The organism is Haloarcula sp. JP-L23 (assembly GCF_011602445.1).
GTDB classification, from domain to species: Archaea; Halobacteriota; Halobacteria; order Halobacteriales; family Haloarculaceae; genus Haloarcula; species Haloarcula pellucida.
Genome location: NZ_CP050014.1, coordinates 1030422 through 1054534, shown reverse-complemented (window position 1 = coordinate 1054534; position 24113 = coordinate 1030422). Strand labels below are relative to the sequence as shown.

At 66.3% G+C, this 24113-nt stretch carries 24 protein-coding genes and 1 tRNA gene; 17 read left to right on the top strand and 8 right to left on the bottom strand.

Features of this window, described 5'->3' with window-relative positions:
* Nucleotides 1-2: 2 nt before the first annotated feature.
* Genes G9465_RS05315 through G9465_RS05300 form a run of 4 tightly spaced genes read right to left on the bottom strand, consistent with a single transcriptional unit; the run spans nt 3 to nt 6534 of the window.
* Nucleotides 3-2912 (bottom strand): DNA-directed RNA polymerase subunit A', encoded by a 2910-nt coding sequence (locus tag G9465_RS05315; RefSeq protein WP_166968174.1) that lies wholly within the window; start codon nt 2910-2912, stop codon nt 3-5.
* Nucleotide 2913: 1 nt separating this feature from the next.
* A complete protein-coding gene (gene rpoB, locus G9465_RS05310) occupies nt 2914-4740 on the bottom strand; it encodes a DNA-directed RNA polymerase subunit B (protein WP_166968173.1) in 1827 nt (608 codons plus the stop codon).
* 1 nt (nt 4741) lies between these two features.
* On the bottom strand, nt 4742-6307 hold the full coding sequence (locus G9465_RS05305) for a DNA-directed RNA polymerase subunit B'' (RefSeq protein ID WP_166968172.1): 1566 nt from the start codon (nt 6305-6307) through the stop codon (nt 4742-4744).
* Nucleotides 6307-6534 carry a DNA-directed RNA polymerase subunit H gene (locus G9465_RS05300; RefSeq protein ID WP_166968171.1) on the bottom strand — a complete coding sequence of 76 codons (228 nt, stop codon included), beginning with the start codon at nt 6532-6534 and terminating at the stop codon, nt 6307-6309. Before G9465_RS05300 ends, G9465_RS05305 begins: the two co-directional genes overlap by 1 nt.
* A gap of 288 nt (nt 6535-6822) precedes the next feature.
* Between G9465_RS05300 and G9465_RS05295 the strand changes: the two genes are divergently transcribed.
* The 4 genes from G9465_RS05295 (at nt 6823) to G9465_RS05280 (ending at nt 9379) form a co-directional block, all read left to right on the top strand.
* Nucleotides 6823-6895, top strand: a tRNA-Asp gene (locus tag G9465_RS05295).
* A 672-nt stretch (nt 6896-7567) separates the two neighbouring features.
* Nucleotides 7568-8218: a hypothetical protein gene (locus G9465_RS05290; protein WP_166968170.1), complete on the top strand. Its 651-nt coding sequence runs from the start codon at nt 7568-7570 to the stop codon at nt 8216-8218.
* 320 nt (nt 8219-8538) lie between these two features.
* Nucleotides 8539-8844 carry a winged helix-turn-helix transcriptional regulator gene (locus G9465_RS05285; RefSeq protein WP_193571736.1) on the top strand — a complete coding sequence of 102 codons (306 nt, stop codon included), beginning with the start codon at nt 8539-8541 and terminating at the stop codon, nt 8842-8844.
* Nucleotides 8845-8890: 46 nt separating this feature from the next.
* Nucleotides 8891-9379, top strand: a complete 489-nt coding sequence (locus tag G9465_RS05280; protein ID WP_166968168.1) for a metallophosphoesterase family protein — start codon at nt 8891-8893, stop codon at nt 9377-9379.
* 12 nt (nt 9380-9391) lie between these two features.
* Here the strand turns inward: G9465_RS05280 and G9465_RS05275 are convergent, their stop codons facing one another.
* Nucleotides 9392-9754: a hypothetical protein gene (locus tag G9465_RS05275; RefSeq protein ID WP_166968167.1), complete on the bottom strand. Its 363-nt coding sequence runs from the start codon at nt 9752-9754 to the stop codon at nt 9392-9394.
* 92 nt (nt 9755-9846) lie between these two features.
* Between G9465_RS05275 and G9465_RS05270 the strand changes: the two genes are divergently transcribed.
* On the top strand, nt 9847-10620 hold the full coding sequence (locus tag G9465_RS05270) for a coenzyme F420-0:L-glutamate ligase (protein WP_166968166.1): 774 nt from the start codon (nt 9847-9849) through the stop codon (nt 10618-10620).
* Nucleotides 10607-11590 (top strand): 5,10-methylenetetrahydromethanopterin reductase, encoded by a 984-nt coding sequence (locus G9465_RS05265; RefSeq protein WP_166968165.1) that lies wholly within the window; start codon nt 10607-10609, stop codon nt 11588-11590. Before G9465_RS05270 ends, G9465_RS05265 begins: the two co-directional genes overlap by 14 nt.
* On the opposite strand, the gene G9465_RS05260 is transcribed toward G9465_RS05265, so the two are convergent.
* The gene (locus G9465_RS05260; RefSeq protein WP_166968164.1) at nt 11538-11765 is read right to left on the bottom strand and encodes a hypothetical protein; all 228 of its coding nucleotides are present in this window, start codon (nt 11763-11765) and stop codon (nt 11538-11540) included. The genes G9465_RS05265 and G9465_RS05260 overlap by 53 nt on opposite strands.
* 91 nt (nt 11766-11856) lie before the next feature.
* On the opposite strand from G9465_RS05260, the gene G9465_RS05255 reads away from it, so the two are divergent.
* The 6 genes from G9465_RS05255 (at nt 11857) to G9465_RS05230 (ending at nt 18311) form a co-directional block, all read left to right on the top strand.
* Complete coding sequence (locus G9465_RS05255; protein WP_166968163.1) at nt 11857-12147, top strand: hypothetical protein; 291 nt, start codon at nt 11857-11859, stop codon at nt 12145-12147.
* Nucleotides 12148-12318: 171 nt separating this feature from the next.
* Nucleotides 12319-13278 (top strand): MoxR family ATPase, encoded by a 960-nt coding sequence (locus G9465_RS05250; protein ID WP_166968162.1) that lies wholly within the window; start codon nt 12319-12321, stop codon nt 13276-13278.
* 1 nt (nt 13279) lies between these two features.
* Complete coding sequence (locus tag G9465_RS05245) at nt 13280-14254, top strand: DUF58 domain-containing protein (protein WP_166968161.1); 975 nt, start codon at nt 13280-13282, stop codon at nt 14252-14254.
* Nucleotides 14251-16473: a DUF3488 and DUF4129 domain-containing transglutaminase family protein gene (locus G9465_RS05240; protein WP_394353975.1), complete on the top strand. Its 2223-nt coding sequence runs from the start codon at nt 14251-14253 to the stop codon at nt 16471-16473. The genes G9465_RS05245 and G9465_RS05240 overlap by 4 nt, the downstream gene beginning before the upstream one ends.
* Before the next feature lie 54 nt (nt 16474-16527).
* A complete protein-coding gene (yciH, locus tag G9465_RS05235) occupies nt 16528-16821 on the top strand; it encodes a stress response translation initiation inhibitor YciH (RefSeq protein ID WP_004516073.1) in 294 nt (97 codons plus the stop codon).
* A 137-nt stretch (nt 16822-16958) separates the two neighbouring features.
* Nucleotides 16959-18311: a HAMP domain-containing sensor histidine kinase gene (locus G9465_RS05230; RefSeq protein WP_166968160.1), complete on the top strand. Its 1353-nt coding sequence runs from the start codon at nt 16959-16961 to the stop codon at nt 18309-18311.
* Between the two features lie 187 nt (nt 18312-18498).
* Here G9465_RS05230 and engB read toward each other — a convergent pair whose 3' ends face one another.
* Nucleotides 18499-19116 (bottom strand): GTP-binding protein EngB, encoded by a 618-nt coding sequence (gene engB / locus G9465_RS05225; protein WP_166968159.1) that lies wholly within the window; start codon nt 19114-19116, stop codon nt 18499-18501.
* A gap of 193 nt (nt 19117-19309) precedes the next feature.
* On the opposite strand from engB, the gene G9465_RS05220 reads away from it, so the two are divergent.
* The 4 genes from G9465_RS05220 to G9465_RS05205 all read left to right on the top strand — a co-directional run bounded on the left by G9465_RS05220 (nt 19310) and on the right by G9465_RS05205 (nt 22642).
* Nucleotides 19310-19486, top strand: coding sequence for a hypothetical protein (locus G9465_RS05220; protein WP_166968158.1), 177 nt, complete (start codon nt 19310-19312; stop codon nt 19484-19486).
* 39 nt (nt 19487-19525) lie between these two features.
* The gene (locus G9465_RS05215; protein WP_166968157.1) at nt 19526-20806 is read left to right on the top strand and encodes a TIGR00341 family protein; all 1281 of its coding nucleotides are present in this window, start codon (nt 19526-19528) and stop codon (nt 20804-20806) included.
* A gap of 61 nt (nt 20807-20867) precedes the next feature.
* On the top strand, nt 20868-21581 hold the full coding sequence (locus G9465_RS05210) for an SIMPL domain-containing protein (protein ID WP_166968156.1): 714 nt from the start codon (nt 20868-20870) through the stop codon (nt 21579-21581).
* Between the two features lie 77 nt (nt 21582-21658).
* Nucleotides 21659-22642 (top strand): calcium/sodium antiporter, encoded by a 984-nt coding sequence (locus G9465_RS05205; RefSeq protein WP_166968155.1) that lies wholly within the window; start codon nt 21659-21661, stop codon nt 22640-22642.
* A gap of 8 nt (nt 22643-22650) precedes the next feature.
* Here G9465_RS05205 and G9465_RS05200 read toward each other — a convergent pair whose 3' ends face one another.
* Nucleotides 22651-23649, bottom strand: coding sequence for an NOG1 family protein (locus G9465_RS05200; protein WP_166968154.1), 999 nt, complete (start codon nt 23647-23649; stop codon nt 22651-22653).
* Between the two features lie 126 nt (nt 23650-23775).
* Here G9465_RS05200 and G9465_RS05195 point away from each other — a divergent pair, with 126 nt between their 5' ends.
* Nucleotides 23776-24093, top strand: coding sequence for an ASCH domain-containing protein (locus G9465_RS05195; RefSeq protein ID WP_166968153.1), 318 nt, complete (start codon nt 23776-23778; stop codon nt 24091-24093).
* Nucleotides 24094-24113: the final 20 nt, after the last annotated feature.

Genomic DNA, 24113 nt, shown 5'->3' with positions numbered 1-24113 from the left:
GGTTAGTCATCACCCTCGGCCATCCACCAGTCGTCGGCGTGTTCCGAGAGGTTTGTCCGCTCGGTGCGCTGCCCGAGGAAGCTCTCTTTCTGTTTCTCGCTCTCGAACTCCTCGTTGAGGACGCTGTCGGCGATCTTCTCGACGTCGACGGCGGCCTCGTCCTGACTGGAGGAGACGTCGACCGGCGACGTGCCGTCCTCGCCGAACTCGAACTGGACGATAGTGTCCGAGGTGTCCCGGACGGTGCCGTCGTACTGGGTCTCCAGTTCGGAGAGCGCGTTGATGAGACGGCGCTGGAGGTACCCGGACTTCGAGGTCCGGACTGCCGTGTCGACCAGCCCCTCGCGACCACCCATGGCGTGGAAGAAGAACTCCTTCGGCGAGAGGCCCGAGCGGTAGGAAGCTTCCACGAAGCCGTGGGCGTCCGCCGAGAGGTCACCCTCCTCGAAGTGCGAGAGAGTACGGTTCTCGTAGCCACGGTTGATACGCTCGCCGCGGACTGCCTGCTGACCGACACAGCCGGCCATCTGGGTCAGGTTCAGCATCGACCCACGCGCGCCGGACTCGGCCATCACGACGGCCGGGTTGTCGTCGTCGAAGTGGTCTTCGGCGATGTCACCGGCAGAGTCACGCGCCTTGCCGAGCGTCTGCATAATCTTCATCTCTAGGGTCTCGTCGACGGTCCGGCCCGGCAGGGATTCGAGATCACCGCGCTCGTAGGTCTCGATGAGTTCCTCGACGCGGTCGTAGGCGTTGTCGATGGCGTCGTTGATCTGCTCTTCGGCCGGCCGCGGAATCGACTCGTCGTCGATACCGATAGAGAACCCGAAGTGCATGATAGAGCGCATCGCCAGCGCCGACACTTCGTTGACGAGGATGCGGGCACGCGTCTTCGAGTAGTCCTTCGCGATGGTGTCGACGACTTCGCCGCCGAAGGCCCCGACGGCGTCCTCGTCGATGGTCCCGGAGGTCATCTCGCCGTCCTCGATGGTGACGGTGTCGCCGGCCGAGGACGTAAACTCGAGATTGAGGTCGTCCGGCAGCAGTTCCGAGAACAGCGTGCGGCCGGTCCAGTACGCCTCGCCGGTGTCGTCGACGCCGTCTGCCTCGGGCAGTTCGTCGATACGAGTCGCACGCAGGAGGTCCAGCGCCTGCGTCTCGTTGAACTGCGGGTTGGTGTGAGTCAGCAGATAGGTCCCGCTGATGTGGTCCTGAATCGCGCCGATGATGTTCTCACCGAAGCGCGGCGAGAGCATCTGTTCCTGCACGCGCATGAGGACGCGAGCCTCGGCCCGGGCCTCCTCGTTTTGCAGGGCGTGCATGTTCATCTCGTCGCCGTCGAAGTCGGCGTTGTACGGCGGGCAGACGACGGTGTTCAGCCGGAACGTCTTGTACGGCATCACGACCACTTCGTGGGCCATGATGGACATCCGGTGCAGCGACGGCTGCCGGTTGAAGATGATGATGTCGCCGTCCACGAGGTGGCGGGACACTTCCCAGCCGGGTTCGACCTTCTCGGCCAGTTCCTCGCAGTTCTTCTCGGTCACTTTGAGTCGGCGGCCGTCCGGTCGTCGGACGTAGTTGGCACCGGGGTGGCCCTCGGGGCCGTTGGCGACGTAGCGACGAGCGTTGTCGAGGTTGCGCTCGTTGACGTTCATCGTCTGGGTCATCTCGCGAGCGACGCGTTCGGGGACGCCGACCTCGTTCAGCGAGAGGGTCGGGTCAGGCGAGATGACGGTACGCGCAGAGAAGTTGACGCGCTTCCCGGACAGCGAACCACGGAAGCGACCTTCCTTGCCTTTGAGGCGCTGAGAGAGGGTCTTCAGCGGGCGGCCGGAGCGGTGTCGCGCCGGCGGCGTGCCCGAAATCTCGTTGTCCATGAACGTCGTGACGTGGTACTGGAGCAGTTCCCAGAGGTCCTCGATGATGAGTTGGGGCGCACCGGCCTCGCGGTTCTCCATGAACCGCTGGTTGATGCGGATGATGTCGACCAGTTTGTGGGTGAGGTCGTCCTCGGAGCGCTGGCCGTTGTCGAGCGTGATGGAGGGGCGAGCGGTGACCGGCGGCACCGGCAGCACCGTCAGAATCATCCACTCGGGGCGGGACCGCTCGGGGTTCATGCCGAGCACCTCGATGTCCTCGTCCGGGATGTCCTCGAACCAGTCCCGGATGTCCGAGGGCATCAGTTTGTTCATGTCCTCCTCGGTCAGGTCGACCGAGAGCGCCTTCTCCAGTGCGCGGCGGTCGTCCTGTCGCGGGCGAAACTCGCCGCTTAGAATCTCTTGTACGCGCCCGCTGTCGATGCCGGTCTCCTCTGCGAGGTCCGTCGGTGCGATGCGTTCGTCGGACTCCTCCATCGCCTCGGCGATGCGGTCGGGGTAGTCCGCGGCCAGGACCTGCTGGACCTCGTAGTAGGTCGTCGGCTTCTCGTGTTTGATGTCGTACTGCTTCTCGCCGCAGTACGGACAGCGGTCCTTCTTGCGAGCCTGTCGGATGGCGGCCTTCGTCACGTCGTTGAGGTCGCGACCGAGGTCACGCGAGCGCTGGAGTTGCTCGGTGAACTCCTCGCGTTCGCCCTCGTCGAGACAGAGCCGTGAACACTCACGGCAGGTACCGCGCAGGAGCCGTCGGATGAGCTTCGCGAACCCGACGTGGATGACCGGGGCGGCGAGTTCGATGTGGCCGAAGTGGCCGTTACACGACCCGCTGTGTTTCCCACAGGTCTTACACTCCAGTCCGGGGTCGATGACGCCCAGCCGCGGGTCCATCAGCCCCATGTCGATGGGGAAGCCGTCGTCGTCGTAGGTGTCGGCCGTGATGACCTTCGTGGCCGACATCTCTCGGTACTCCTCGGGGTCCATCAGCCCGAAACTGAGCTGACCGATTTCCTGTGGTGTCTGTTGGGAACTCATGCTAGACTGCGTCCTCCAGTTCGATTCGCGGAGCGATGCCGAGTGCCTTCATCTCGTCGAGCAGAAGCTTGAACGCGTAGGACATCTCTACCTCGTGGATGTCCGTCTCCTCCTCGCAGTTCGGGCAGTAGATGCGCCGTTGTTCGACGTTCTCGACGGCGGTCATGCCACACTCACCGCAGACGTTGATCCACTCGCGGTCGGACTCGTCCAGCAAGCGCTCTTTGAGCGCCATCGCCGCGCCGTGCCCGATGAGCACGTCCCGTTCCATCTCACCCACGCGGAGGCCACCCTCGCGGGCGCGCCCCTCGGTGGGCTGGCGGGTAAGCACCTGCACCGGCCCGCGCGAACGGGCGTGCAGTTTGTTCGAGACCATGTGGTAGAGCTTCTGGTAGAAGATGTCCCCGACGAAGATGTCGGCTTCAATCTTCTCGCCAGTGACCCCGGAGTACATCGTCTCCTTGCCGCTTGAGTCGAAGCCGTGGGCTTCGAGCGACCCGCGGAGTTCGTCCTCGTCCTCGCCGGTGAAAGCGGTGCCGTCGACACGGCGGCCTTCGAGTGCGCCGACCTTGCCGCCAATCATCTCCAGGATGTGGCCGACGGTCATGCGCGAGGGGAGCGCGTGCGGGTTGATGATGAGGTCCGGCACGACGCCCTCCTCGGTGAACGGCATGTCCTCCTGCGGTGCGATGTGACCGACGACGCCCTTCTGGCCGTGCCGGCTGGCGAACTTGTCCCCGAGTTCGGGGATACGCTCGTCGCGCACGGACACCTTCGAGAGCTTCGAGCCGTCTTCGCCCTCCATGAGCGTGACGGTGTCGACGACGCCGGACTCACCGGAGCGCATCGTGACGCTCGTCTCTCGGCGTTTCTGGGGGGAGAGTCCGCCCATGTCGTCCGGTTCTTCGAGGAACCGGGGCGGCGACGTCTTCCCGAGGAGGACGGCGTTCTCGCCGACGTCCGTCTCGGGGTTGACGAGGCCGTCGTCGTCTAAGTGCGTGTACGCTTCCTCGCCGCGAGCGCCACGGACCTCGTCGTCAGGCATCTCGAAGCGGTCTTCCTGTCCGCCGGGGTAGCGACGTTCCTCGCCCTCGTAGGTCCGGAAGAAGTGCGACCGGGCGAGTGCGCGGTCGACCGACCCCTTGTTCATCACGAGTGCGTCCTCGATGTTGAACCCCTCGTAGCTCATGACGGCGACGACGAAGTTCTGTGCGGCCGGCCGGTCGTCGTAGCCGATCTGCTCGGTGGTCTGGGTCTTGACCATCGAGAGCTGTGGATAGTGCAGGAGGTGCTGGCGGGTGTCCGGGCGGATGCGGTAGTTCGCGCTCGGCAGCCCCAGCGACTGCTTGATCATCCCCGACCCCATCGTAATCCGCGGGCTGGCGTTGTGCTCGGGGTACGGAATCATCCCCGCACCGATACCGAACATCAGTTGCGGGTCGACTTCGAGGTGGGTGTGGTTCTCGGTGAGTTCGCTCTCGTCGACGCCGACGAGGATGTCCTCCTCTTCCTCGGCGTCGATGAACTCGACGACGCCGCGCTCGACGAGTTCCTCGAACTCGAGTTCGCCCGCTTTGACCTGCTCGACCTCCTCGTCGGACATCAGCGGTTCGCCGTCTTCGACGACCAGGAGTGGTCGGCGGGCGCGGCCCGCGTCGGCGTTGATGATGACCTCGTCGGTTCGGTCCTTGACCGAGACGTTGACCATCTGGGAGACGTCTCCCCGGCGTCGCGCCTGTCGGACCTGATCTGCGAGCTGTTCGGGGTCGGGATGTGTCCCGACCAAACTACCGTTGACGTATACCTTGGCTTCTCGTCCCTGACTCATGTTAGTCGTCCGCGGGCTGCTGTTGGATGGATTCGATACCGGGGATGCCCTGAACCCCCATATCTGCGAGTTCCTGTTTGAGACCCTGTGCGTCTTCGACGTCCTGTGAGAGCTCCATCGCCTGCGCGAAGTTCTTCACCAGCCCACAGTTCGGTCCCTCCGGCGTCTCGGAGGGACAGATGCGACCCCACTGGGTCGCGTGCAGGTCCCGCGCTTCGAAGTGTGGCTGTGAACGACTGAGCGGCGAGCGCAGCCGTCGGAGGTGTGAGAGAACCCCCATGAAGTCGGTCCGGTCGACCAGTTGGGAGACACCGGAGCGGCCACCGACCCAGTTCCCCGTCGCGATGGGGTGTTCGAGTCGTTCGGTCAGCACGTCCGAGCGGACGACAGTGGAGACAGAGAGCTGTCGGTTCCGCATGTTCGCGCGTTCGAGCTGGTACTTCACGTCCCGGGCGAGCTTGTTCAGCGCCGTCCGGAACAGGTCAGTCATCAGGTCGCCGCTGACCTTCAGCCGCTTGTTGGCGTAGTGGTCCTTGTCGTCGGACTCGCGCCGTTCGAGGGCGAGTTCGAAGCAGGCCTCGGCCATCCGGCAGAGGTAGTACGCCTTGTTGATGCGGACCTCTTCCTCGTCGACGCCCTCCTCGTGGAGGTGTGGCAGGAGGTAGCGGTCGATGACGTAGTTGGCGCGTTTGAGCTGGTAGTTCTTGCCCTGTCCGGAGGCGACGCGCTGACCGAGCGTCTCGATGGCTTCCTCGGTCGTCTGGACCTCGGCTTCCTCGAGGTTTTCGAGCATGAACTTCACGATTTCCGGGTCCTCGGAGACGCGATGGACGATCTCCTCGTCGGATTCGAGACCCAGCGCGCGCACGAGCGTCACGAAGTCGATGCTGCCGGAGACAGACGGGAAAGAGACTTCCAGCAGGCCGTCGCGGGTGCGCTCACAGAGAACGAGTGCGCGGTAGCCACGGCGCTGGGAGAACGTCTTAGCGACCTGCACTTCGTCGCCGTACTTGGTGTCGTACTCTGCAAGAATCTTGTTCGGCGCGAGGTCCTCGCTGGTCATCAGGACTCGCTCGGAGCCGTTGACACAGAAGTAGCCGCCGGGGTCGGCGGGGTCCTCGCCGATGTCGATGAGTTCCTCGTCGGAGAAGCCGGCGATGTTACACTTGTTCGACCCGACCATGATGGGCATGCGCCCGATCTTGGTCTCGGTCCGGTCGACGACTTCCTCCGGTTCCTCTTCACCGCCGCGGACGATGGCCATCTCCATGAACACCGGCGCGGAGTAGGTGATGTTCCGGAGTCGGGCCTCCTGCGGGTAGAGCAGTTCCTCGCTCCCGTCGGCTTCCCGCACTCGGGGGGTGACGACGCGGACGTCGCCGAGTTCGACCCACACCGGTTCCTGTCCCTCCTTGTCGCCGATGTCGGTGTCGATGGTCTCTTTCTCGTCGACCACCTGCTGCATCCCTCGGTCGAGGAAGGCGTTGAACGAGCGGAAGTGATGTTCTGCGAGCCGTTCCTTCGCGAAGTACTCGCGCGAAATCGCGCGTCGGTCCTGTGTGTTCATTATTCCACCACCAGCCGATAGACGACTGCCGTATCGGTCGTTCGCGAGTCGCGTTCGATGCGGATGACGTCACCGACCTCCGCGTCGTCCGGGAGTCCCGGGTCGGCGCGTTTTATCTTCGGGAGGTCGGTCTTCTTGATGTCGTACTCGTCGAGCACTGCCTCGAGGTCGTCCTCGTCGACGACACTGTGGTCGGGGACGAGATCGTGTTGACTTACATCTACCATGTGTGTGTGCGTGCGTGGGGCCTGCTGCTGGAGAAGGTGGCTGTCACGAGATACTACAGGTCGGTATTGTCGGGACGCATATAACACTTACCAACTTGGCCTGCTGTAGCTACTGGAGCCCACAGCGCCCGCACACAGGCGGCCGTGGGATGACCTCGCGTACCAGCCAGTTCGGCCAGACCGGATATAGAAGTTTGGGTCCCGTCACGGGTACCCATAACAGGGCGCCTTCCTTTGGAAAGCCTTAATACTACCACCGGGATACGAATGAATGCAGCAAGGCAGCGTGCCCGGATGGTGTAGTGGCCCATCATACGACCCTGTCACGGTCGTGACGCGGGTTCAAATCCCGCTCCGGGCGCTTTCTGACGCGAACTATCCCGACGAGCGCCGCGTAGCGTGTGCTCGTCTCCGTGAGCGTCGAAACGCAGACGAGCTGAGTCGAACCCTGCCAGTCGCGCGCAACGACCGGAGGGAGAGCACGTCTGGCTCCGGTACAAATCCCGCTCCGGGCGCTTCTTCGGAATCAAATCGACAAGCGACGCGTTTCGTCGGCCCGTCCCGAGTTCGCTGTGTGACTGCGAGGGGTTCGACTCACACGAAACGACAAATACGGGTCTCAGGACCGATAACGACTGGTAGCGACGGTATAACCATACACGCGGGCCGAGAACTGCGGCGCGTGAGGGGGAGTCCCCCCTCTCCCTGTCATAGGCCCGCCGCGACGGCGGACGTACAGACACTAACAGCAGTCCGGCATAGGCTTTGTCCCACCCGCAGTGGGCGGTGTGTAGTGACGAGACAGTCACGGAGCAGCGCGGTTCAGACAGGCAGAACGGCCCACCCGAAGCTGGCTGCTCGAACGGGCGGGCGTGCGGCCGCGCTCTCAGCGACCCCCGACGACGGCCCACGCAAAGCGCGCAGCGAGTCGCGGGCGCCGAGAGCATCGGGACGCTCTGACACTGATACCGCTAACTGAACACCACGGTCAGGCGCCGACAGACTGTTTAGTGGCGCCGTTCCAACAGGGAGCATGGACGACGTGGACGGCGAGGAGATGCCCGGCGCCATCGTCGAGGCGTTCCTCGAACGCGAGGAGGGCGTGCGGGCGCTACTGGAGGAACTGGAGAAGTTGACCATCGAGGGGCGCCACGAGGAGGTGCGCGAGCGTCTCCGGAACCTCGCCGACAGCGACGAGTCGGTGTTCTACACCGTCGCGTTCAGCCTCACCACCTCCCGGCAATTCTTCGGCGACGTGGAGGCCCAACTGGACGTGACCGCCGCCGACCGCCTGCGCGACCTCGCAGAGACGTACTCGACGCTCGCCGAACCGTTCAACATCGTGCGCACGGAGCGAGCAGAGGACCGGCTAAACCCGGTGACCGACACCAGCTACACCGTCACCTACCACCACGCCGTCGAGTCACCGATGATCACGTACAGTCCGCTCTCTGGCGACCAGCAGTTGTACGAGTCTCGCGGGACTCCCAGCGAGGTGTTGCGGGTGGCGACGGACCTCGCGTCGGCGACGACCGACGGCCTCGACGTCGCCTTAGAGAACGACTACTCCGTCAACACCGAGGAACTGAGTACGCTCATCGACCGGCGAGAGGAGTTAGAGACGGAGTTATCGAAGCTCAGGGACCAACTGGACGAGTTGCGGCGGACACCCGTAGAGGAGTAGCGAGGGTGTGAGCGGGGGGAACGGTCTCGGAGTACGAACGGTGAATATAGTGAGCCGTGAGTAGGGTGGGGCGCGAGCGAAGCGAGCGGCCCACCTCGAAAGCGAGCGGTGAACGGAGTGAACCGCGAGCAGTAGCGACGGTCTGAGCGGAGCGGAGACTCCCGGCGGAACGGGGAACGAAGTGACCCGTGAAACGAGAGCGAGAGCGCGACCTTCGGACTCCGAACGGGAAGAACGTGCCACCCGACGAGACTGACACGGCCACAACTGGAGCGTTTATATAGCGCCACACATAACCGTAGGTACGATTCTCAATGGGCATGGAGCGACTCGCCAATCAGGTGGAAAAGGAGAGCAGGGACCTCGCGATTCTGGAAGTCGTCATCGAACAGGGACCGATCGGTATCGTTCGGCTCTCTGAGGAGACGGACATCCCCGAACACAAGGTACGGTATTCGCTGCGGATGCTGGAAGACGACGAGCTAATCAACCCGACGCCACAGGGGGCGATTCCGGCGGACGACATCGACCAGCGCGTGGCGGCCATCAACCAGGGTATCGACGACCTCGTCGACCGACTCGAAGAACTCGAAGGGCTCATCCCGGCGACCGAAACGGCCGAGTGACACAGACCGGCGAACCGTTTTCACCGGGGCTGTCGAATCCGTTTCTATGGACGTCGCACTCATCAGCGACACGCACATCCCCTCACGAGCGAGCGCGATACCCGACGCGTTTCGCGAGCGCATCGAGGCCGCCGACCACGTCGTCCACGCCGGCGACTTCGACAGCGAGGGGGCGCTGTCGAACGTCAGAGCGATGGCCGCACGACTCACGGCCGTCGGCGGGAACATGGACCCGAGAATCGGCTTGCCGGACGTGGCGACGGTCGACCTCGGCGGCGTCACCTTCGTCGTCACGCACGGCACCGGCGCACGCCGGGGCTACGAGGACCGCGTGGCGGGCATCGTCCGCGAGGAGGCGGGACCGGACGCCGTCGGCGTCTCGGGCCACACCCACGAGGTACTGGACACCACCCACGGCGGCGTTCGGTTGTTGAACCCCGGGAGCGCGACGGGCGCGTCGCCCGCGGACCGAGCGACGATGATGACCGCTACCGTCGCCGACGGCGACCTCGACGTGACGCTCCACGAACAGTAGCCGTCCGGGTTCTCACGACCGTGTCGTCGAGTCGCGTCGCGACCCACCGACGAGACGCCACAGCGCCCAGAGACATCCCACGGTCCCGACGGCGGCGAGGACGGTGCTGACCGGGCGGAACAGGGCGGCCGGCAGCGACGACAGCACACCGGGCGTCACGGCCGTCGGCACCAGCAGGAACCGCAGGCCGAGGCCGACGACGACGAACAGGCCACCGAGCGCGTAGTCCCGGCGAACTGACGACGACGGGACCGCCCCGGAGAGCGTCCGGACGAGGTGAAAGACGAACGCAGGCCGGCGGTCGACCCCATCGCGTGCCGGAAGCGGAGCGCAGCGAGGCGAGCGTCCATACCGTCCTGCGGACCCGGACCCCAAACCGCACGGGCGGGCTACCGGCAGCGATTGCCACCGCTGGACGTGCTTGCTACTAACGGCGTCCTTTTTCCCGCGGAACCCGCAGGGGGAGTATGGACGTCTTCGCGGTCGAGGGACTTCCCGAGGTCCGCCCCGGCGACGACGTGGCCGAACTCGTCGCCGAGTGTACGGACCTACAGGACGGCGACGTGCTCTGCGTGGCCAGCACCATCGTCTCGAAGGCGGCGGGTCGGCAGGCCGACCTCGACGACTTCGAGGCGAGCGAGCGCGCCCGCGACATCGCCGACCGTATCGCCGCCATCGCCGACGAGGAGAAAGACCCCCGCTTCGCACAGGCAGTCATCGAAGAGAGCGAGGAGATTATCCTCGATGCGCCGTTTATCCTCGCGGTCACGCACTTCGGCCACATCACGGTCAACGCGGGCATCGACCGCTCGAACGTGCCCGACGCCGACCTGCTGTTGCTCCCCGAGGACCCGACCGACTGCGCCGAGCGGATTCGGGCGGGCATCCGCGAGCGAACCGGCGCGGACGTCGCGGTCGTCGTCACGGACACCTCGGGCCGGCCGTTCCGCCTCGGGCAACGCGGCGTCGCGCTGGGGTGGGCCGGCATCCCTGCCGCCCGGGACTGGCGCGGCGAACACGACAGGGACGGCCGCGAACTCGGCGTCACGGTACAGGCCGTCGTCGACGAACTCGCCGCCGCGGGAAACCTCGTCACGGGAGAGGGCGACGGCGGAACGCCGGTCGCCCGCATCCGCGGATTCGAGTTCGGCGACCACGGCAGCAGCGACGACCTCTACCGCTCGCCGGAGAGAGACGTCGTCCGGCAGGCGCTCAAGGAATGGTCTCATGTACGGGATTGAACTCACTCCGGAACACCCAGTCGCACAGCTATCCGACTTCGCCGTGCAGGCCGAGGAGAGCGGCTTCGACGCCGTCTTCGCCAGCCACCACTACAACAACCGCGACCAGTTCATGGCGCTGGGCGGGATGGCCAGTCGGACCGACGAGATACTGCTCGGGCCCGGCATCGCCAACCCCTACGAGACGCATCCGGTGACGCTGGCCTCGCGGGTGGCGACGCTCGCGGAGATGAGCGACGGCCGTGCCCTCTTCGGCGTCGGTCCGGGCGATAAGTCCACCATCCGCAATCTCGGGTTCGACCACGACGACGCCCTCCGGCGCGTGCTGGAGACGTTCAAAGTCGCCAAACGGCTCTGGGACGGCGAACGCGTCGACCACGACGGCACCTTCACGGCCGACGACGCGGGCCTGAACTACGAGGTCGGGGAGATTCCGGTCTACGTCGGCGCGCAGGGGCCACACATGACGCGGATGGCCGCGAAACACGCCGACGGGGCGCTGTACAACGGCGCGCACCCGGCGGACCTCGCGTGGGCCCGCGAACAGGTCGAGGAGATGGCCGAGGACCGCGTCGCCGACACCGAGTTCGACCTCGCGGCCTACGCCAGCGTCTCCGTCGCCGAAGACGCGGAGAAAGCCAGAGCGGCCGCCCGCCCGCCGGTCGCGTTCGTCGCCGCCGGGTCGCCGCCGCCGGTGCTAGACCGCCACGGCATCGACCACGAGGTGGCAAGCGACGTCGGCGACGCCATCTCGGCCGGCGAGTTCGAGGAGGCGTTCGGTCTCGTCACAGAGCCGATGCTAGAGGCGTTTTGCATCGCTGGCACGCCAGCGGACGTCGCCGAGCGAACCGAAGCGCTCCGAGAACACGCCGACAGCGTCGTCTTCGCGTCGCCACTGGGTCCCGACGTAGAGCGGGCTATCTCGCTTCTCGGGGTGGCGGTGAACGGCCAGTACTCCCCGGCCGAATGAACAGCGAGAGGGCCGCACCCAGCGTCAGGTAGCCGAAGACGACGGAGGCGGCGCCGACGAACAGCGTCCCGAAGAGGATGAGGATGGCCGACAGCGGGTCGGCGAGTGCGACGTCGGCGAACCGAGCCGGCATTTCGACGATACTCTGGATAAGCTGTGTGAGTAGCCCTTGCATACGCGCCGCTTAGCAGTCGCCCCACTTTGTGCTTCCGTTCGCGGCGACCGAGCCACACAGCTATTTGGCGCTCCCGACCGCACTGCGCGCCATGGGAGAAGACACCTCGCTAGACCAGTTCGTCGGCGGTTCGGGCGACGAGGACGACACCAGCGCGAACGACGAGAGCGACGGTGAGACGGCGGCGGCCGCCAAAGAGCGACCGAACGAGGCCGCCGACGCCAAACCCGCGGCCGAGGACGGCCCGACGCCGGCGACGACCACCTACGCGTGGACCGGCGAGGGCGCGCAGTGTGCGGCGTGTGGCGAGGTCGTGGAACGTCGCTGGGAACAGGACGGCGTCCTCGTCTGTACAGATTGCAAGGAGTGGGACAGGACCTGACACGGTCGTGTGTCACAGGTGCGCATCCAGCAGAGTTACGTATTCTCGCCCCGAACTACGGGCAACTGGAACTTCGCACTGTGGTGACGGGCACGGGGACAAAACACTTACTCGGCGTCGCACCAACGCAGGATGCCCTGTGGTCTCTACCACCGTGCGGACCCTCCACTCATGACAGATACGGACACTACACGCGGCCGACAGTCGGACAGCGCGCTCCGCGACGCGACTCGCGTCGCGACACAGGTAATCGAGAACGTCGAGGAGGTCATCGTCGGCCACCACGACGAAATCGAGCACATCGTGACGGCGATGCTGGGCCGTGGTCACATCCTGTTAGAGGACGTCCCCGGCGTCGGCAAGACGATGCTCGCCCGGTCCGTCGCCGCCTCGTTCGACGGCGAGTTCAAGCGCGTCCAGTTCACGCCGGACCTGTTACCGACTGACGTCACCGGGGTCAACGTCTTCAACCAGAAGACACAGGAGTTCGAGTTCCGCCGCGGCCCCATCTTCGGCAACGTCGTGCTGGGCGACGAAATCAACCGCGCGCCGCCGAAGACCCAGTCGGCGCTGCTCGAAGCCATGGAGGAGGGACAGGTCTCCGTCGACGGGACGACCCACAGCGTCCCGCAACCGTTCACCGTCATCGCCACCCAGAACACCGTCGAGCAGAACAAGGCCTACGACCTGCCGATGGCCGAACTCGACCGGTTCATGACGAAACTGCATCTGGGCTACCCCGACGAGGGCGAGGAGACGGCGATGCTCGGCGAGGTGGTCGGCCACCACCCGATAGAGGAGCTGAAACCGGTCGCGACGCTCGAAGACCTGCAGGCGGCCCGGGACAGCGTCGCCGACGTGACCGTCGAGGAGCCGATTCGGTCCTACGCGACGCGACTCGCCCGCTACACCCGCGAACACGCCGAGTTGGGCGTCAGCCCACGCGGGAGCATCTCGCTGTTGCGTGCCGCGCAGGCCCGGGCGGTCCTGAACAACCGCGCGTACGTCGTCCCCGACGACGTCCAGCAGGAAGCCCCCGTGGTGCTGCCCCACCGGATTCGGACCGACAGTAGCGAGCAGACGGCCACGGACCTCGTCACGGCGGCGCTTGACACCGTCGACGTCGAGTAAGATGCGACCGACACGTCGCGGCGTCGGCGTCCTGCTGGTGGCCGGCGTCGCCGCCGCCGTTGGGTCCCAGTTCGGTCAGCAGGCCCTCGGCGCGGTCGCTGGCCCGCTGTTGGTCGCCGTCGGCGTCGCCGCCGGGCAGGTGTACTGGGCCGGTACCCCGACCATCGAGCGGCAGCCACCCCGGCGCGGGTTTCCCGGCGAGCGCCGGACCGTCGAACTGACCGTCGACGGGAGCGGCATCGCCACGCTCACCGACCGCCTCTCTCGGGGCATCGACGGGGCGGCGACGGCCGTTCGCTCGCTGCCGGCCACCGTACACTACGACGTGACTTACGAGCGGCGCGGCGAGCACCGAATCGGTCCGGTCGACGTTCGAGTAACCGACTCGCTCGGCCTCGTCGTCGCCTCGACCACCGTCGACGTGACCGACGAGATACTCGTCTACCCGTCCGTCTACCGACTGGGAGGGCCGGAGGCGTTCGTCCGAACGCTCGTCCCCGACGCCGATGACCGGCAGGCGTTCGACCGACTGCGAGAGTACGTCCCCGGCGACTCCCTGCGGGACGTCCACTGGAAGTCGAGCGCGAAGCGCGAGGCCTTGCTCGTCAAGGAGTTCGCCGACCGCGACAGCGACCACAGCCTCGTCGTCGTCGCGGAGGCCGACGACGACTACGCCGACGAGATGGCGGCCGCCGCCGCGACGGTGACGATGGGCGCACTGGAGAGCGGCCTCGCCGTCGAACTGGTGACACCCGGCGGGAGCGTCGACGCTGGCTACGGCGACACCCACCGGGTTCGCCTGCTGGAGACGCTCGCACGCACCGACGCCGGGACGACCGGACGGAGCGGCGACGCGGACGTGCTGGTGACCGCAGACGACGATGGCGTCACGGTCACCGTCGAGGGGCGACAGCAGGCCTTCGAGGACGTGACGGTGAGTCACGACAACCCTCTCGCCGGGGAGGTGGGGTCGTGAGCGTCGTCGCTCGCGTCCGCAGGCGGGTGCCGTGGGACGAGACGCGACTGCTGGCGTTGCTGTCGGTCGCACTCGCACTCGGCGCGCCGCTCCGGACGATGTACCACCTCATCGACGTGGTCGGGTCGCCGACGGTGTTTCTCGTCGTGACGGCCGTGTCGCTGGCCGCGGCGGCCGTCCTCGCGCGAGTGTTGCGTCCGATACTCGCCATCACTGTGGGTGCGGTCCTGTTCGGCGCCGGCCTCGTGTGGTACGTCACGAACCTCTCGACGGACCCGGCGTTGGCCGCCCTCCTCCGGGACACCGTGGCGCTGTTGACCGGTCGTCGACTGCTCCAGATAGCCAACGTCCGCCTGTGGGTCATCTCCTTTGCGCCCGCGCCGGTGTTTCTCACGACGTACTTCGCGCTCCGGCGGTGGTACGTCACGGCGACGCTCGCGGCCGGGACGGCGCTCGGGTTCTTCGTCCTGACGACGGACGCAGACGTAGTGACGACGTTGCTCGGCGTCGTCGGTGCGTTCGCGACTATCGGGTTCGGTACGCTCGACACCATCGACCATCCCGACGAGCGGCGGTCACCGGGCGACGGGGGGCCGGTCGCGACGGGTGCGTCGGCCACGGTTGACGATCAGGGCGTCGACTCGGGCCGCCGTAGCGTCCTCGAACAGTTGGCGGCGGTCATCGTCGTGCCGGCGGTCATCTCACGACTACCGTCGGTCTCCGGCACGTCGCTGTCGTTTGTCGACGAGGAGCAGGCGACCGTCGAGGGGAGTCTCGTCGACGCCGACGAGTCGATGACAATCCAGGGGGATATCTCGCTGACCCCGACGGTCCGATACACCGTCGAGAGCGAGGCAGCGCGGTACTGGCGCGTCGCCGCGTACGACCGTTACACCGGCGACGGGTGGGTCCGGACGGGCAACAGCAGTCCGTACGACGGGACCCGTCTCGCCGAACCGCCGGGCGACAGTCGGACGGTCCGCCAGTCCTTCGAGGCCGAGTCGGACATCGGCACGGTCCCCGCCGTCTGGAAGCCGGTGCGATACGACGGGGACGTAGACGTCAAGCTCACGACGCACGATGGCTTCCAGCCCGTCGACGACCTCACTGCCGGCGACAGCTATCAGATCGTAAGCGAAGTCTCGGTCGCGACGCCGCGGCAGTTGCGCGAGGCCGGGACCGAGTATCCCGACAGAGTGACCCGCCGCTATCTGCAGCTGCCCGAGAGTACGCCAGACCGGGTCGGCGAGACGACGGCGACGCTGACCGAGAACGCACAGAACCCCTACGAGACGGCGCTCGTCGTCGAGCGCTGGCTCCAGAACAACCGCGAGTACTCGCTGGACGTCGAACGGCCCGAGCGGAACGTCGCCGACCGGTTCCTCCACGCGATGGACCGGGGCTACTGCGTCTACTTCGCGACGACGATGGTGACGATGCTGCGCACGCAGGACATCCCCGCGCGGATGGCCGTCGGCTACACGCCCGGCGAGCAAGTCGACGAGAACCGGTGGGTGGTCCGCGGTCTCGACTCACACGCGTGGGTCGAGGTCTTCTTCCCCGACCACGGCTGGATCCAGTTCGACCCGACGCCGAGCGAGCCACGTGCGGCGGCCGAACAGGCACGCATCGAGGAAGCTCGCTCCGAGGGAGACGGTACGGTCGACACGGGCGAGACGGGCACCGACTCCAACGTCACCGAGACGGAGACACCGACTCCGCCGCCGCTGACCGAGACGAACGAGACGACGGAGACGTCGACGCCAGCGAACACCAGCAACGAGACGGCGACCCCGTTCGGCGAGGGCAGAGCGAACAGCAGTACCGAGGGGTCGGCGGGCCCGCCTCTCCCGGACCTGCCGTCCCGCGAGGAGACGGCGCTGGGACTGGTCGCGCTGCTGGGGACGGCCGCCGGCCTCCGTCGGTCGGGCGTCACGAAGCGCGTCTCACGGGCCATCTGGCTCCGATACCAGCGCCGCGAGGACCCCGAGACGGACGTCGAACAGGCGTTCCAACGGGCGATGTACGTCCTCGACGACGAGTACCGGCCTCGCGAGAGCGGCGAGACGGTCCGGGACTATCTGGACGACGTCGACGCCGGCGAGGACGTCCGTCGCCTCGCAATCCTCCGCGAACGACTCCGGTACGGTGGGACTGTCTCCGAAGAAGCAGCCGATGAGGCCGTCGAAATCGCCGATAGCATCGTCTCGAACCGGTAAGCTCCGCTTTCCCCCGACAGTGTTTAATACGAAGGTTTCGTACGCCCCGATGTAATGTCGGAAGTCTGCTCGACGTGCGGGCTGCCTGAGGAGCTCTGCGTCTGCGAGGACGTCGCCAAAGAGTCCCAGGAGATTAACATCCGCATCGACGAGCGCCGCTACGGTAAGGAGGTAACGATCATCGAGGGGTTCGACCCGAAAGACGTCGACATGGACTCGCTGTCCTCGGACTTGAAGAGCAAGTTCGCCTGCGGCGGGACCGTCGAAGACGGGCAAATTGAGCTCCAAGGCAACCACACTGGTCGCGTCGAGGACTTCCTCCGCGACAAAGGCTTCAACGTCGCCTGACCTCCCGACCGTCAGAACGGTTCTGTGGTAGCTACGGTACGAGTGCCGACAGTCACGCGAGTGGCCCGACTCCGAGCAACCATCGGAACGACCAGCCGAAACAGTAACGTTGGAACATATCTTGGTACTGGTCATAGATGGGGAGAGACCCGAAGTCGGTACTCGTCGTCGCCGACGACGAGGCAGCCGAACTCGAGTCTGGGTTCGACGAGGGGGCCGTTGCAGTCACCGTACTGACCGACCGTCGGAACGTCTTCGACGAACTGACACACGGCGTCTATCAGTGTCTCGTCCTCACGGCGACCGTCGGTGGCCAGTCAGGGACAGACATCGCCTATGGCATCACGAAACTGTTTCCCGACCTCCCAGTCGTCGTCGTGGGCGTCGACCCGGCGGTAGTGCCGGACGACCTCGACGTCCGCGCCGTCGCGTCGCCGGACCTCGGTTCGCAGGCCGTCGTTGACGCGATAGAAACCAGCCTCGACGGTGACGCGCCGTCCGTCGCCGGGCGGTCACCCTCGCCCATGGAGACGCTGTTGCTCTCGCTGTTCAACGAGATGCCGGACCACCTGTACGCGAAAGACGACCAGGCGCGACACGTCCTGATGGGACGTGGGTTCAACGAGCCGACCGACCGGGTGGGACTCACAGACCGGGAGGTATCGGAGCTAGCGGACGAACACGGCGAGGCGGCCTACCGCGACGAGATGGGCATCCTCGAAGGGGAGGTGGACCGAATCGACGTCGAGGAGTTTCTCGACCTCGCGGCGCCGTACGTGCGAACCCGCAAGGTCCCGTGGTACGACGCCGACGGCGAGATTCAGGGGCTCGTCGGGCTCACACAGGACATCACCGCGCGCAAGACCCGCGAACACGACCTGCGCCGCCAACACGAACGGATGGTGAAAGTGGCGCTCGTATCGGCCCACGAGTTACGGAACGAACTGCAAATCGCACACGGACGCCTCGAACGACTGGACGACGACACACAGACCGCTCCCATCGAGGAGTCGCTGTCGCGCATCTCCTCGCTGGTCGATACGGTCGTGCAACTCTCGACGAGAGAGTCAGATCGACAGGAACAGAAGCCGGTGTGGCTCTCGCGACTCAGTCGGGAGGTGTGGGAGACGGTCGCCGACGCGCACGCGGCCCTCGAAATCGACGACGACGCTCGCTTCCTCGCGGACCAGGAGTCCGCGAGCCTGCTCCTGCAGTTCCTGTTTCAGAACGCGCTGGAACACGGGGCGTCGACCGTCACCGTCGGCACGACGCCCACCGGGTTCTACGTCGCGAACGACGGCCCCGAAATCGAGATCAGTCCGCCCGAGCGAGTGTTCGACGCCGGGTACACGACGGTCAAGGGCAACACCGGGTTCGGCCTCTACATCGCGAAATCGGTCGCGGAAGACCAGGGCTGGACGCTCTCGCTCACCGACGCCACCGCCGGGTCGGTCAGATTCGACGTCGAGAACGTCGACCTCCGCGGGTAGGAGCGGCGTCCAGTCGAAACGTGCGGCGCGAGCGGCGCGGGCGGGTCACCGTCAGCGCTTCGCGCTGAGTCCTCGTTCGCACCGCTCGCGAGTACCACCGGACTCGCCGACGGCGAGTCCAGTCTTTTTCGTCGACGTGTTTCGAGGAGTGGTTCGCGCTCCGCACGAACCCGACGAGAACGGTCGTTCAGAAGAACTGGAACAGGTCGTCGCGCTTGGCCTCGTGGAGGTGGTGTCGGACCGCCTCGTTCAGCGCCGAGATGCTGCCCCGTTTCGCCGAGATGGGCGCGATGGTCTCCTGCCACTGTTTCCACGGGGGATAGAGACCGAGGCGGTCACACAGGTCGTTCAGGCGTTCGTCCTCGTCGTCGACCTTGTCCATCTTGTTGACGGCGACGACGGGTTCGACGCCCACCTCCCGGAGGAAGTGGAACATCTCGACGTCGTGGGGGATCTCGTCGGGACCGGAGTGGCGGTCGATGATGTCGATGACGGACTTCCCGTCGACGACGAGGATGCCGACCAGAATCTTCTCGGCGTTTTCCTCGACGTAGCGGACGACGTCGGTCTTTATCTCCTCGCGGACCTCCTCGGGGACGCCCTTCATGAACCCGAACCCGGGGAGGTCGGTGATCATGAAGTCTGGACCGGTCCAGTCGTAGTGGTTTGGGCTCCGGGTGACACCGGGTCGCTGTCCGGTGTCGAAGGTGTGCCCGGTCACCTCCCGCATCAGCGTCGACTTGCCGACGTTCGACCGGCCGACGAGCACCACTTCGGCGTCGCGGTCCGGGCGTGACTCGAACATACCTCCGTTACAGCGTCGAAGGGGAAAAGCGCGTCAGTTTCAGAGACACGGGTTTGTCGCGGGCCGACGACACCGCCGGACATGGTGTATCGGGGACGCAAGGCGACGGGAGCGGTAGTGAGACTGCTGGACGGACTGGCCGTCGGCCTGCCGGTCGCGTTCGTCGTCGGAGCGCTGCTGGCCGGCGAGGTGGGTGGGTGGGTGGGCGGGCGTCGACCCGGCCACAGTTGCGTGGCGGTCGGCGATACCGGCCGGCGCGGCCGCCGTCTACCGCGGTCGGCAGTTCTACCGCGAGGTGCAGGTGTTCGCGACCCGCGTGACCGTCGTCGGCCTCGCCGTCAAACACCTCGCCAGGCGGCCGAGATGGTGACCACCCGGATTTTTGTCCGCCGCCGTCGCACGGATAGCCGTGCGGTTGGTACATCTCTCGGTCCCGACGGGCAAGCGCGAGGCGGCGCTCGGCGTTCTGGACGACGAGGGCGTCGACTACGTCGTCAGCGACGAGACGAGCAACCGCGATATCGCCGCCGTCGTCTCCTTTCCGCTGCCGACGAACGCCCTAGAACCCGTCCTCGAAGCGCTGCGCGAGGTGGGTATCGACGACGACGCATACACCGTCGTCGTGGACGCCAACACGGTCATCTCTCGCCAGTTCGAGACACTCGAAGACCGCTTCGCCGAGGAAGAAGACGAGGACCGCATCGCCCGCGAGGAACTGACTTCGAAGGCCAACGACCTCGCCCCGTCGCTCTCGACGTATGCCATCATGACCGTCATCAGCGCGGTCATCGCCACCGCCGGCCTCCTGCTGGACTCGCCGGCCGTCGTCGTCGGGTCGATGGTCATCGCGCCGCTCATCGGCCCGGCGATGACCGCCAACGTCGGCACCGTCGTCGACGACCAAGAACTGTTTATGCGCGGGGTCAAGTTGCAGGCGGTCGGGTTGCTACTGGCTATCGTCAGCGCCACCGTCTTCGCCGTTTTCGTCCGGACGGCCAACGTCATCCCGCCGCTCGCGGACGTCACGTCCGTCGAGCAGATACGCGAGCGAGTCGCGCCCGACTTCCTCTCGCTGGTGGTGGCACTGGGCGCGGGCGCGGCCGGCGTCATCAGCCTCACGTCGGGCGTCTCGACGGCGCTCGTGGGGGTGATGATAGCCGTCGCACTCATCCCGCCGGCGGCGACGGTGGGTATCGGCATCGCGTGGGGCGAACCGCTGGTCAGCATCGGGTCCGGCGTCCTCCTCCTCGTGAACGTCCTCTCTATCAACCTCGCCGTCCTCGTCGGCCTCTGGTATCAGGGCTATCGCCCGGAACACTGGTTTCGGGAGGGGAACGCCCGGTCGGCGACGGTCAAGCGAATCGGCGTCCTCGTGGCGGCCATTCTCGTGCTGTCGGCGTTCCTCGGCGGCGTCACGCTGGACTCGTTCCAGCGAGCGACGACCGAGGCGGCGATACAGGACCAGATCGAAGGGGCCGTCGACGCGCCCGCCCGCGTCCTCTCCGTCGAAGTAGAGCGGACGAACACGGTCATCTTTCAGAAACCGCGCCGCGTCGTAATCACGGTGGGCATCCCGCCGGAGACCGACCCGCCCGGACTGGTGTCGAAACTGGACGACGTGGCCGACGAGGCGGCCGGTCGCGACGTCGAGACGTCGGTTCACTACGTCGTCGTCGAGACGGCCGCCTGACGCTCAAATTCGGGTTTGAGCGTCCGACGGGCTAAATACGTCGGCAGGCGTTCGCGTGGGTATGGTCTCCAAACCACTCGCAATCGCAGGCGTCGTGGCGGTCCTCCTTGCCGGCGGTGCCGGCTTCGCACTCGCAGACAGCGGCGGGACGCCGACGGCAGAGAACGCGACAGTCAGCGTCAGCGCGGACGCGACGGTCGAGCGCGCACCCGACAGGGCGACGGTCACCGTCGCCGCCGTCGGTCGTGGTGAGACGGCCGCGGCCGCCCGGGACAACCTGACCGGTGACGCCGACGCCGTCCAGCAAGCCCTCGAAGACGAGGGGGCAAACGTCACGTCCTCACGGTTCAGCGTCCACCCCGAGTACGAGCGCACCGAGACGGGCCGTGAGCAGGTCGGCTACATCGCGGTCCACACCGTCGAAGCCGAGACGAGCGACGTGGACTCGGTCGGGACACTCATCGATACCGCCGTCGACGCGGGCGCGGACCGCGTGGAGGGCATCCGCTACGAACTGAGCGAGGCGACCCGGCAGGACGCGCGTGAGGACGCCCTGACGACGGCGATGGAGCGGGCCCGTGCCGACGCCGAGACGGTCGCCGCCGCCGAAGGCCGGAATGTCGACGGCGTCGCCACCATCCAGACGAGCGACAGCGGCCGATACGTCGTTCGGACGGAAGCCGCGTTCGCGGCCGACTCCGGCGGGAGTACGACCATCTCTCCCGGCCCGGTCACCGTCGACGCTGCGGTGCAGGTGACCTACGAACTCGAATAGCGAACGGGGCGCAGTCGTCCCCGGACCGAGTGCGGACGAACTTTCATTTCCCCGCCGCCGGTGATACTACCCACAGTATGGTCAGCGGAGGCCCCCTCGTCCAAGTCGGCGTCGTCGTCCTGTCTGTCCTCGGGTTGTGGGTCGGGGCCCGGTTCCTCGTCGACGCCGTCGTGCGACTCGCCCGACGGTTCGGCCTCTCTGACCTCACGATTGGACTGACTATCGTGGCGATGGGAACGTCGACGCCGGAGTTGGCCGTCTCCGTCGACGCCGCGTTGAAGGGCTTGGGCGACATCGCCATCGCGAACGTCCTCGGGTCGAACATCTACAACCTCGCGTTCATCCTCGGCGTCGTCTCGCTGATTCGAGTGCTCCCGATTACCGAGGGGCTGGTCCACCGAGACGGACTGGCGTTGCTCGCGAGCACGCTCCTCGCCGGCCTCGTCCTACTCGACGGGACGGTGACGCGGACGGAAGGGGCCGTTCTGTTCGGGGTGTTCGCCGCCTACACCGCGTACCTGCTCCGCGCGGAACAGTCCACGACGGAGACGACTCCGGAGTCGCCACAGGAAGGCGCTGTGACGCGAGCAGTCACCGAACGAGTGGCCTTTCGCGGCCGGGACGCCCTGCTGTTGGTCGGTGGCTTGGCGCTCGTCCTCGTGAGCGGGGACTACATGGTACTCGCGGCGTCGGCATTAGCGCGGGGAGCGGGCGTCTCAGAGTGGGTCGTCGGCGGGACCATCGTCGCGGCCGGGACGTCGACGCCGGAGTTCGCCGTCTCGCTAGTGGCGATTCGCCGCGGGAGCCTCGGCGTCTCAGTCGGCAACGTCGTCGGAAGCAACGTCTACAACGTCACGGGAATCGTGGGCGTCGCGGCGCTCGTCCGGCCGCTCACGGTGGCCGGGGCGGCGATGGAGACGGTACTGTGGCTGGCGGGTATCTCGCTCCTGATGGTCGCGGCGCTGTGGACCGGCCGAGTGTTGTCGCGCGTCGAAGGGGCGCTGTTCGCGGCCTCGGAGGTGGTCCGGTGGGGGCTCGGACTGCTCGGCGTCCTCGGCTGACTCGCGATCTACTCGTCGTCGAACGGCAACTCTATCTCGTAGCCGACGGCGTCGATGGCCGCCTGCAACACGGCGTCGACGTTGTCGTTCTCGGTGACGCTCATGTAGTGGTCGGCCTCGACGTCGGTCGAGCGGTCGCTCTTGTTGGCGATGGTCAGCACCGGCGCGTCGAAGCGGGACTCGATGTCGTTTCGCAGTTCGAGTTGCTGTTCGAGGGGGTAGCCACACTCCTCGCTCGGGTCGACGAGGACGAGGACGGCGTCGGCGACGTGTTCCAACGCACTCACCGCTTGTGACTCGATTTCGTTGCGCTCCTCCGGCGGGCGGTCGAGCAGACCCGGCGTGTCGACGAGTTGGTAGCGGATGCGGCCGTCCTCGAAGTGACCGACGCGAATCTGGGTCGTCGTGAAGGGGTAGGAGGCAATCTTGTTGTCGGCCCGAGTGACGCGGTTGACGAACGAGGACTTCCCGACGTTCGGGTAGCCCGCGACGACGACCGTCGGTTCGTCCGGACGGATGTCCGGGATGCCTTTCAGCGCGTCACGGGCCTTCGAGACGGCCGCGAGGTCGTCTTCGACCTCCTCGACGACGTCGGCCATGCGGGCGAACGCCTGCTTGCGGAGTTTCCGGGCGGTGTCCTTGTCTCCGCGGACGAGACGGCCCTCGTACTCCTGTCGAATCTCCTTGGCCTTCCGGCCGGCCCACGACACCTCGGAGAGGTGCTGTTTCAGGGCGTCGATGCCCGGGTCGTCGTCGGCGGGGTAGGCGTCGCCGACGATGGCGTCGGCCAGTTCCACGTAGAAAGGGTCCAAATCGTCGATAGTCGGCCACGACTGGGCGACGTTCTGGAGGTTGTCCGAGACGATGTTCGAGGCCGTCATCAGCATCGACTGCTGGGCCTCGATACCGTCCTTGCTGCCGCCGGCCCGCGTCGCACGCGAGAAGGCCTTGTCGATGACCTCCTCGCCGGTCGGCGTCGTCGGTAGATTCTCGAAAGGATTGCTCATTACGGCGTCGTAGACGGTCGGCGCGTAAAAGCGCGTCCAATCGGTGACAGCCGTGTGAGACGTATGCGTGGGCGGACCCAAACAACTGCGACCCACGCTTTTCACCGTCGGCCTCGTACCGCCGCTATGGCACACATCGACGCCGGCGAGATTCTGCCCAACGAGCACGTCCAGCAGATGGCCGCCGCGGGCGAGGTGACACAGATGCACCGCGGCCACCAGTACGCCGAGGAGGGCGACACCTTCGACATCGACGGCCGGCGGTTCGAGGTGACGGACGTGACCCACCGGACGCTGGGCGACCTGTCCGACGAGGACGCACAACGCGAAGGGTCCGAGGACCTAGCGGCGTACCGCGAGCGGTTGAACCGCGTCCACGACGAGTTCGAGTGGGACGACGACAGCGAGGTCGTCCGGCACCGGTTCGAAGTCGTAAGCGAGTAGCGAACGACTTCGCGCCCTTG

Coding starts and splice junctions, on each gene's coding strand:
- G9465_RS05315 (WP_166968174.1), bottom strand. CDS start 2,912: ATGAGTTCCCAACAGACACCACAGGAAATCGGTCAGCTCAGTTTCGGG.
- rpoB (WP_166968173.1), bottom strand. CDS start 4,740: ATGAGTCAGGGACGAGAAGCCAAGGTATACGTCAACGGTAGTTTGGTC.
- G9465_RS05305 (WP_166968172.1), bottom strand. CDS start 6,307: ATGAACACACAGGACCGACGCGCGATTTCGCGCGAGTACTTCGCGAAG.
- G9465_RS05300 (WP_166968171.1), bottom strand. CDS start 6,534: ATGGTAGATGTAAGTCAACACGATCTCGTCCCCGACCACAGTGTCGTC.
- G9465_RS05290 (WP_166968170.1), top strand. CDS start 7,568: ATGGACGACGTGGACGGCGAGGAGATGCCCGGCGCCATCGTCGAGGCG.
- G9465_RS05285 (WP_193571736.1), top strand. CDS start 8,539: ATGGAGCGACTCGCCAATCAGGTGGAAAAGGAGAGCAGGGACCTCGCG.
- G9465_RS05280 (WP_166968168.1), top strand. CDS start 8,891: ATGGACGTCGCACTCATCAGCGACACGCACATCCCCTCACGAGCGAGC.
- G9465_RS05270 (WP_166968166.1), top strand. CDS start 9,847: ATGGACGTCTTCGCGGTCGAGGGACTTCCCGAGGTCCGCCCCGGCGAC.
- G9465_RS05265 (WP_166968165.1), top strand. CDS start 10,607: ATGTACGGGATTGAACTCACTCCGGAACACCCAGTCGCACAGCTATCC.
- G9465_RS05260 (WP_166968164.1), bottom strand. CDS start 11,765: ATGCAAGGGCTACTCACACAGCTTATCCAGAGTATCGTCGAAATGCCG.
- G9465_RS05255 (WP_166968163.1), top strand. CDS start 11,857: ATGGGAGAAGACACCTCGCTAGACCAGTTCGTCGGCGGTTCGGGCGAC.
- G9465_RS05250 (WP_166968162.1), top strand. CDS start 12,319: ATGACAGATACGGACACTACACGCGGCCGACAGTCGGACAGCGCGCTC.
- G9465_RS05245 (WP_166968161.1), top strand. CDS start 13,280: ATGCGACCGACACGTCGCGGCGTCGGCGTCCTGCTGGTGGCCGGCGTC.
- yciH (WP_004516073.1), top strand. CDS start 16,528: ATGTCGGAAGTCTGCTCGACGTGCGGGCTGCCTGAGGAGCTCTGCGTC.
- G9465_RS05230 (WP_166968160.1), top strand. CDS start 16,959: ATGGGGAGAGACCCGAAGTCGGTACTCGTCGTCGCCGACGACGAGGCA.
- engB (WP_166968159.1), bottom strand. CDS start 19,116: ATGTTCGAGTCACGCCCGGACCGCGACGCCGAAGTGGTGCTCGTCGGC.
- G9465_RS05210 (WP_166968156.1), top strand. CDS start 20,868: ATGGTCTCCAAACCACTCGCAATCGCAGGCGTCGTGGCGGTCCTCCTT.
- G9465_RS05205 (WP_166968155.1), top strand. CDS start 21,659: ATGGTCAGCGGAGGCCCCCTCGTCCAAGTCGGCGTCGTCGTCCTGTCT.
- G9465_RS05200 (WP_166968154.1), bottom strand. CDS start 23,649: ATGAGCAATCCTTTCGAGAATCTACCGACGACGCCGACCGGCGAGGAG.
- G9465_RS05195 (WP_166968153.1), top strand. CDS start 23,776: ATGGCACACATCGACGCCGGCGAGATTCTGCCCAACGAGCACGTCCAG.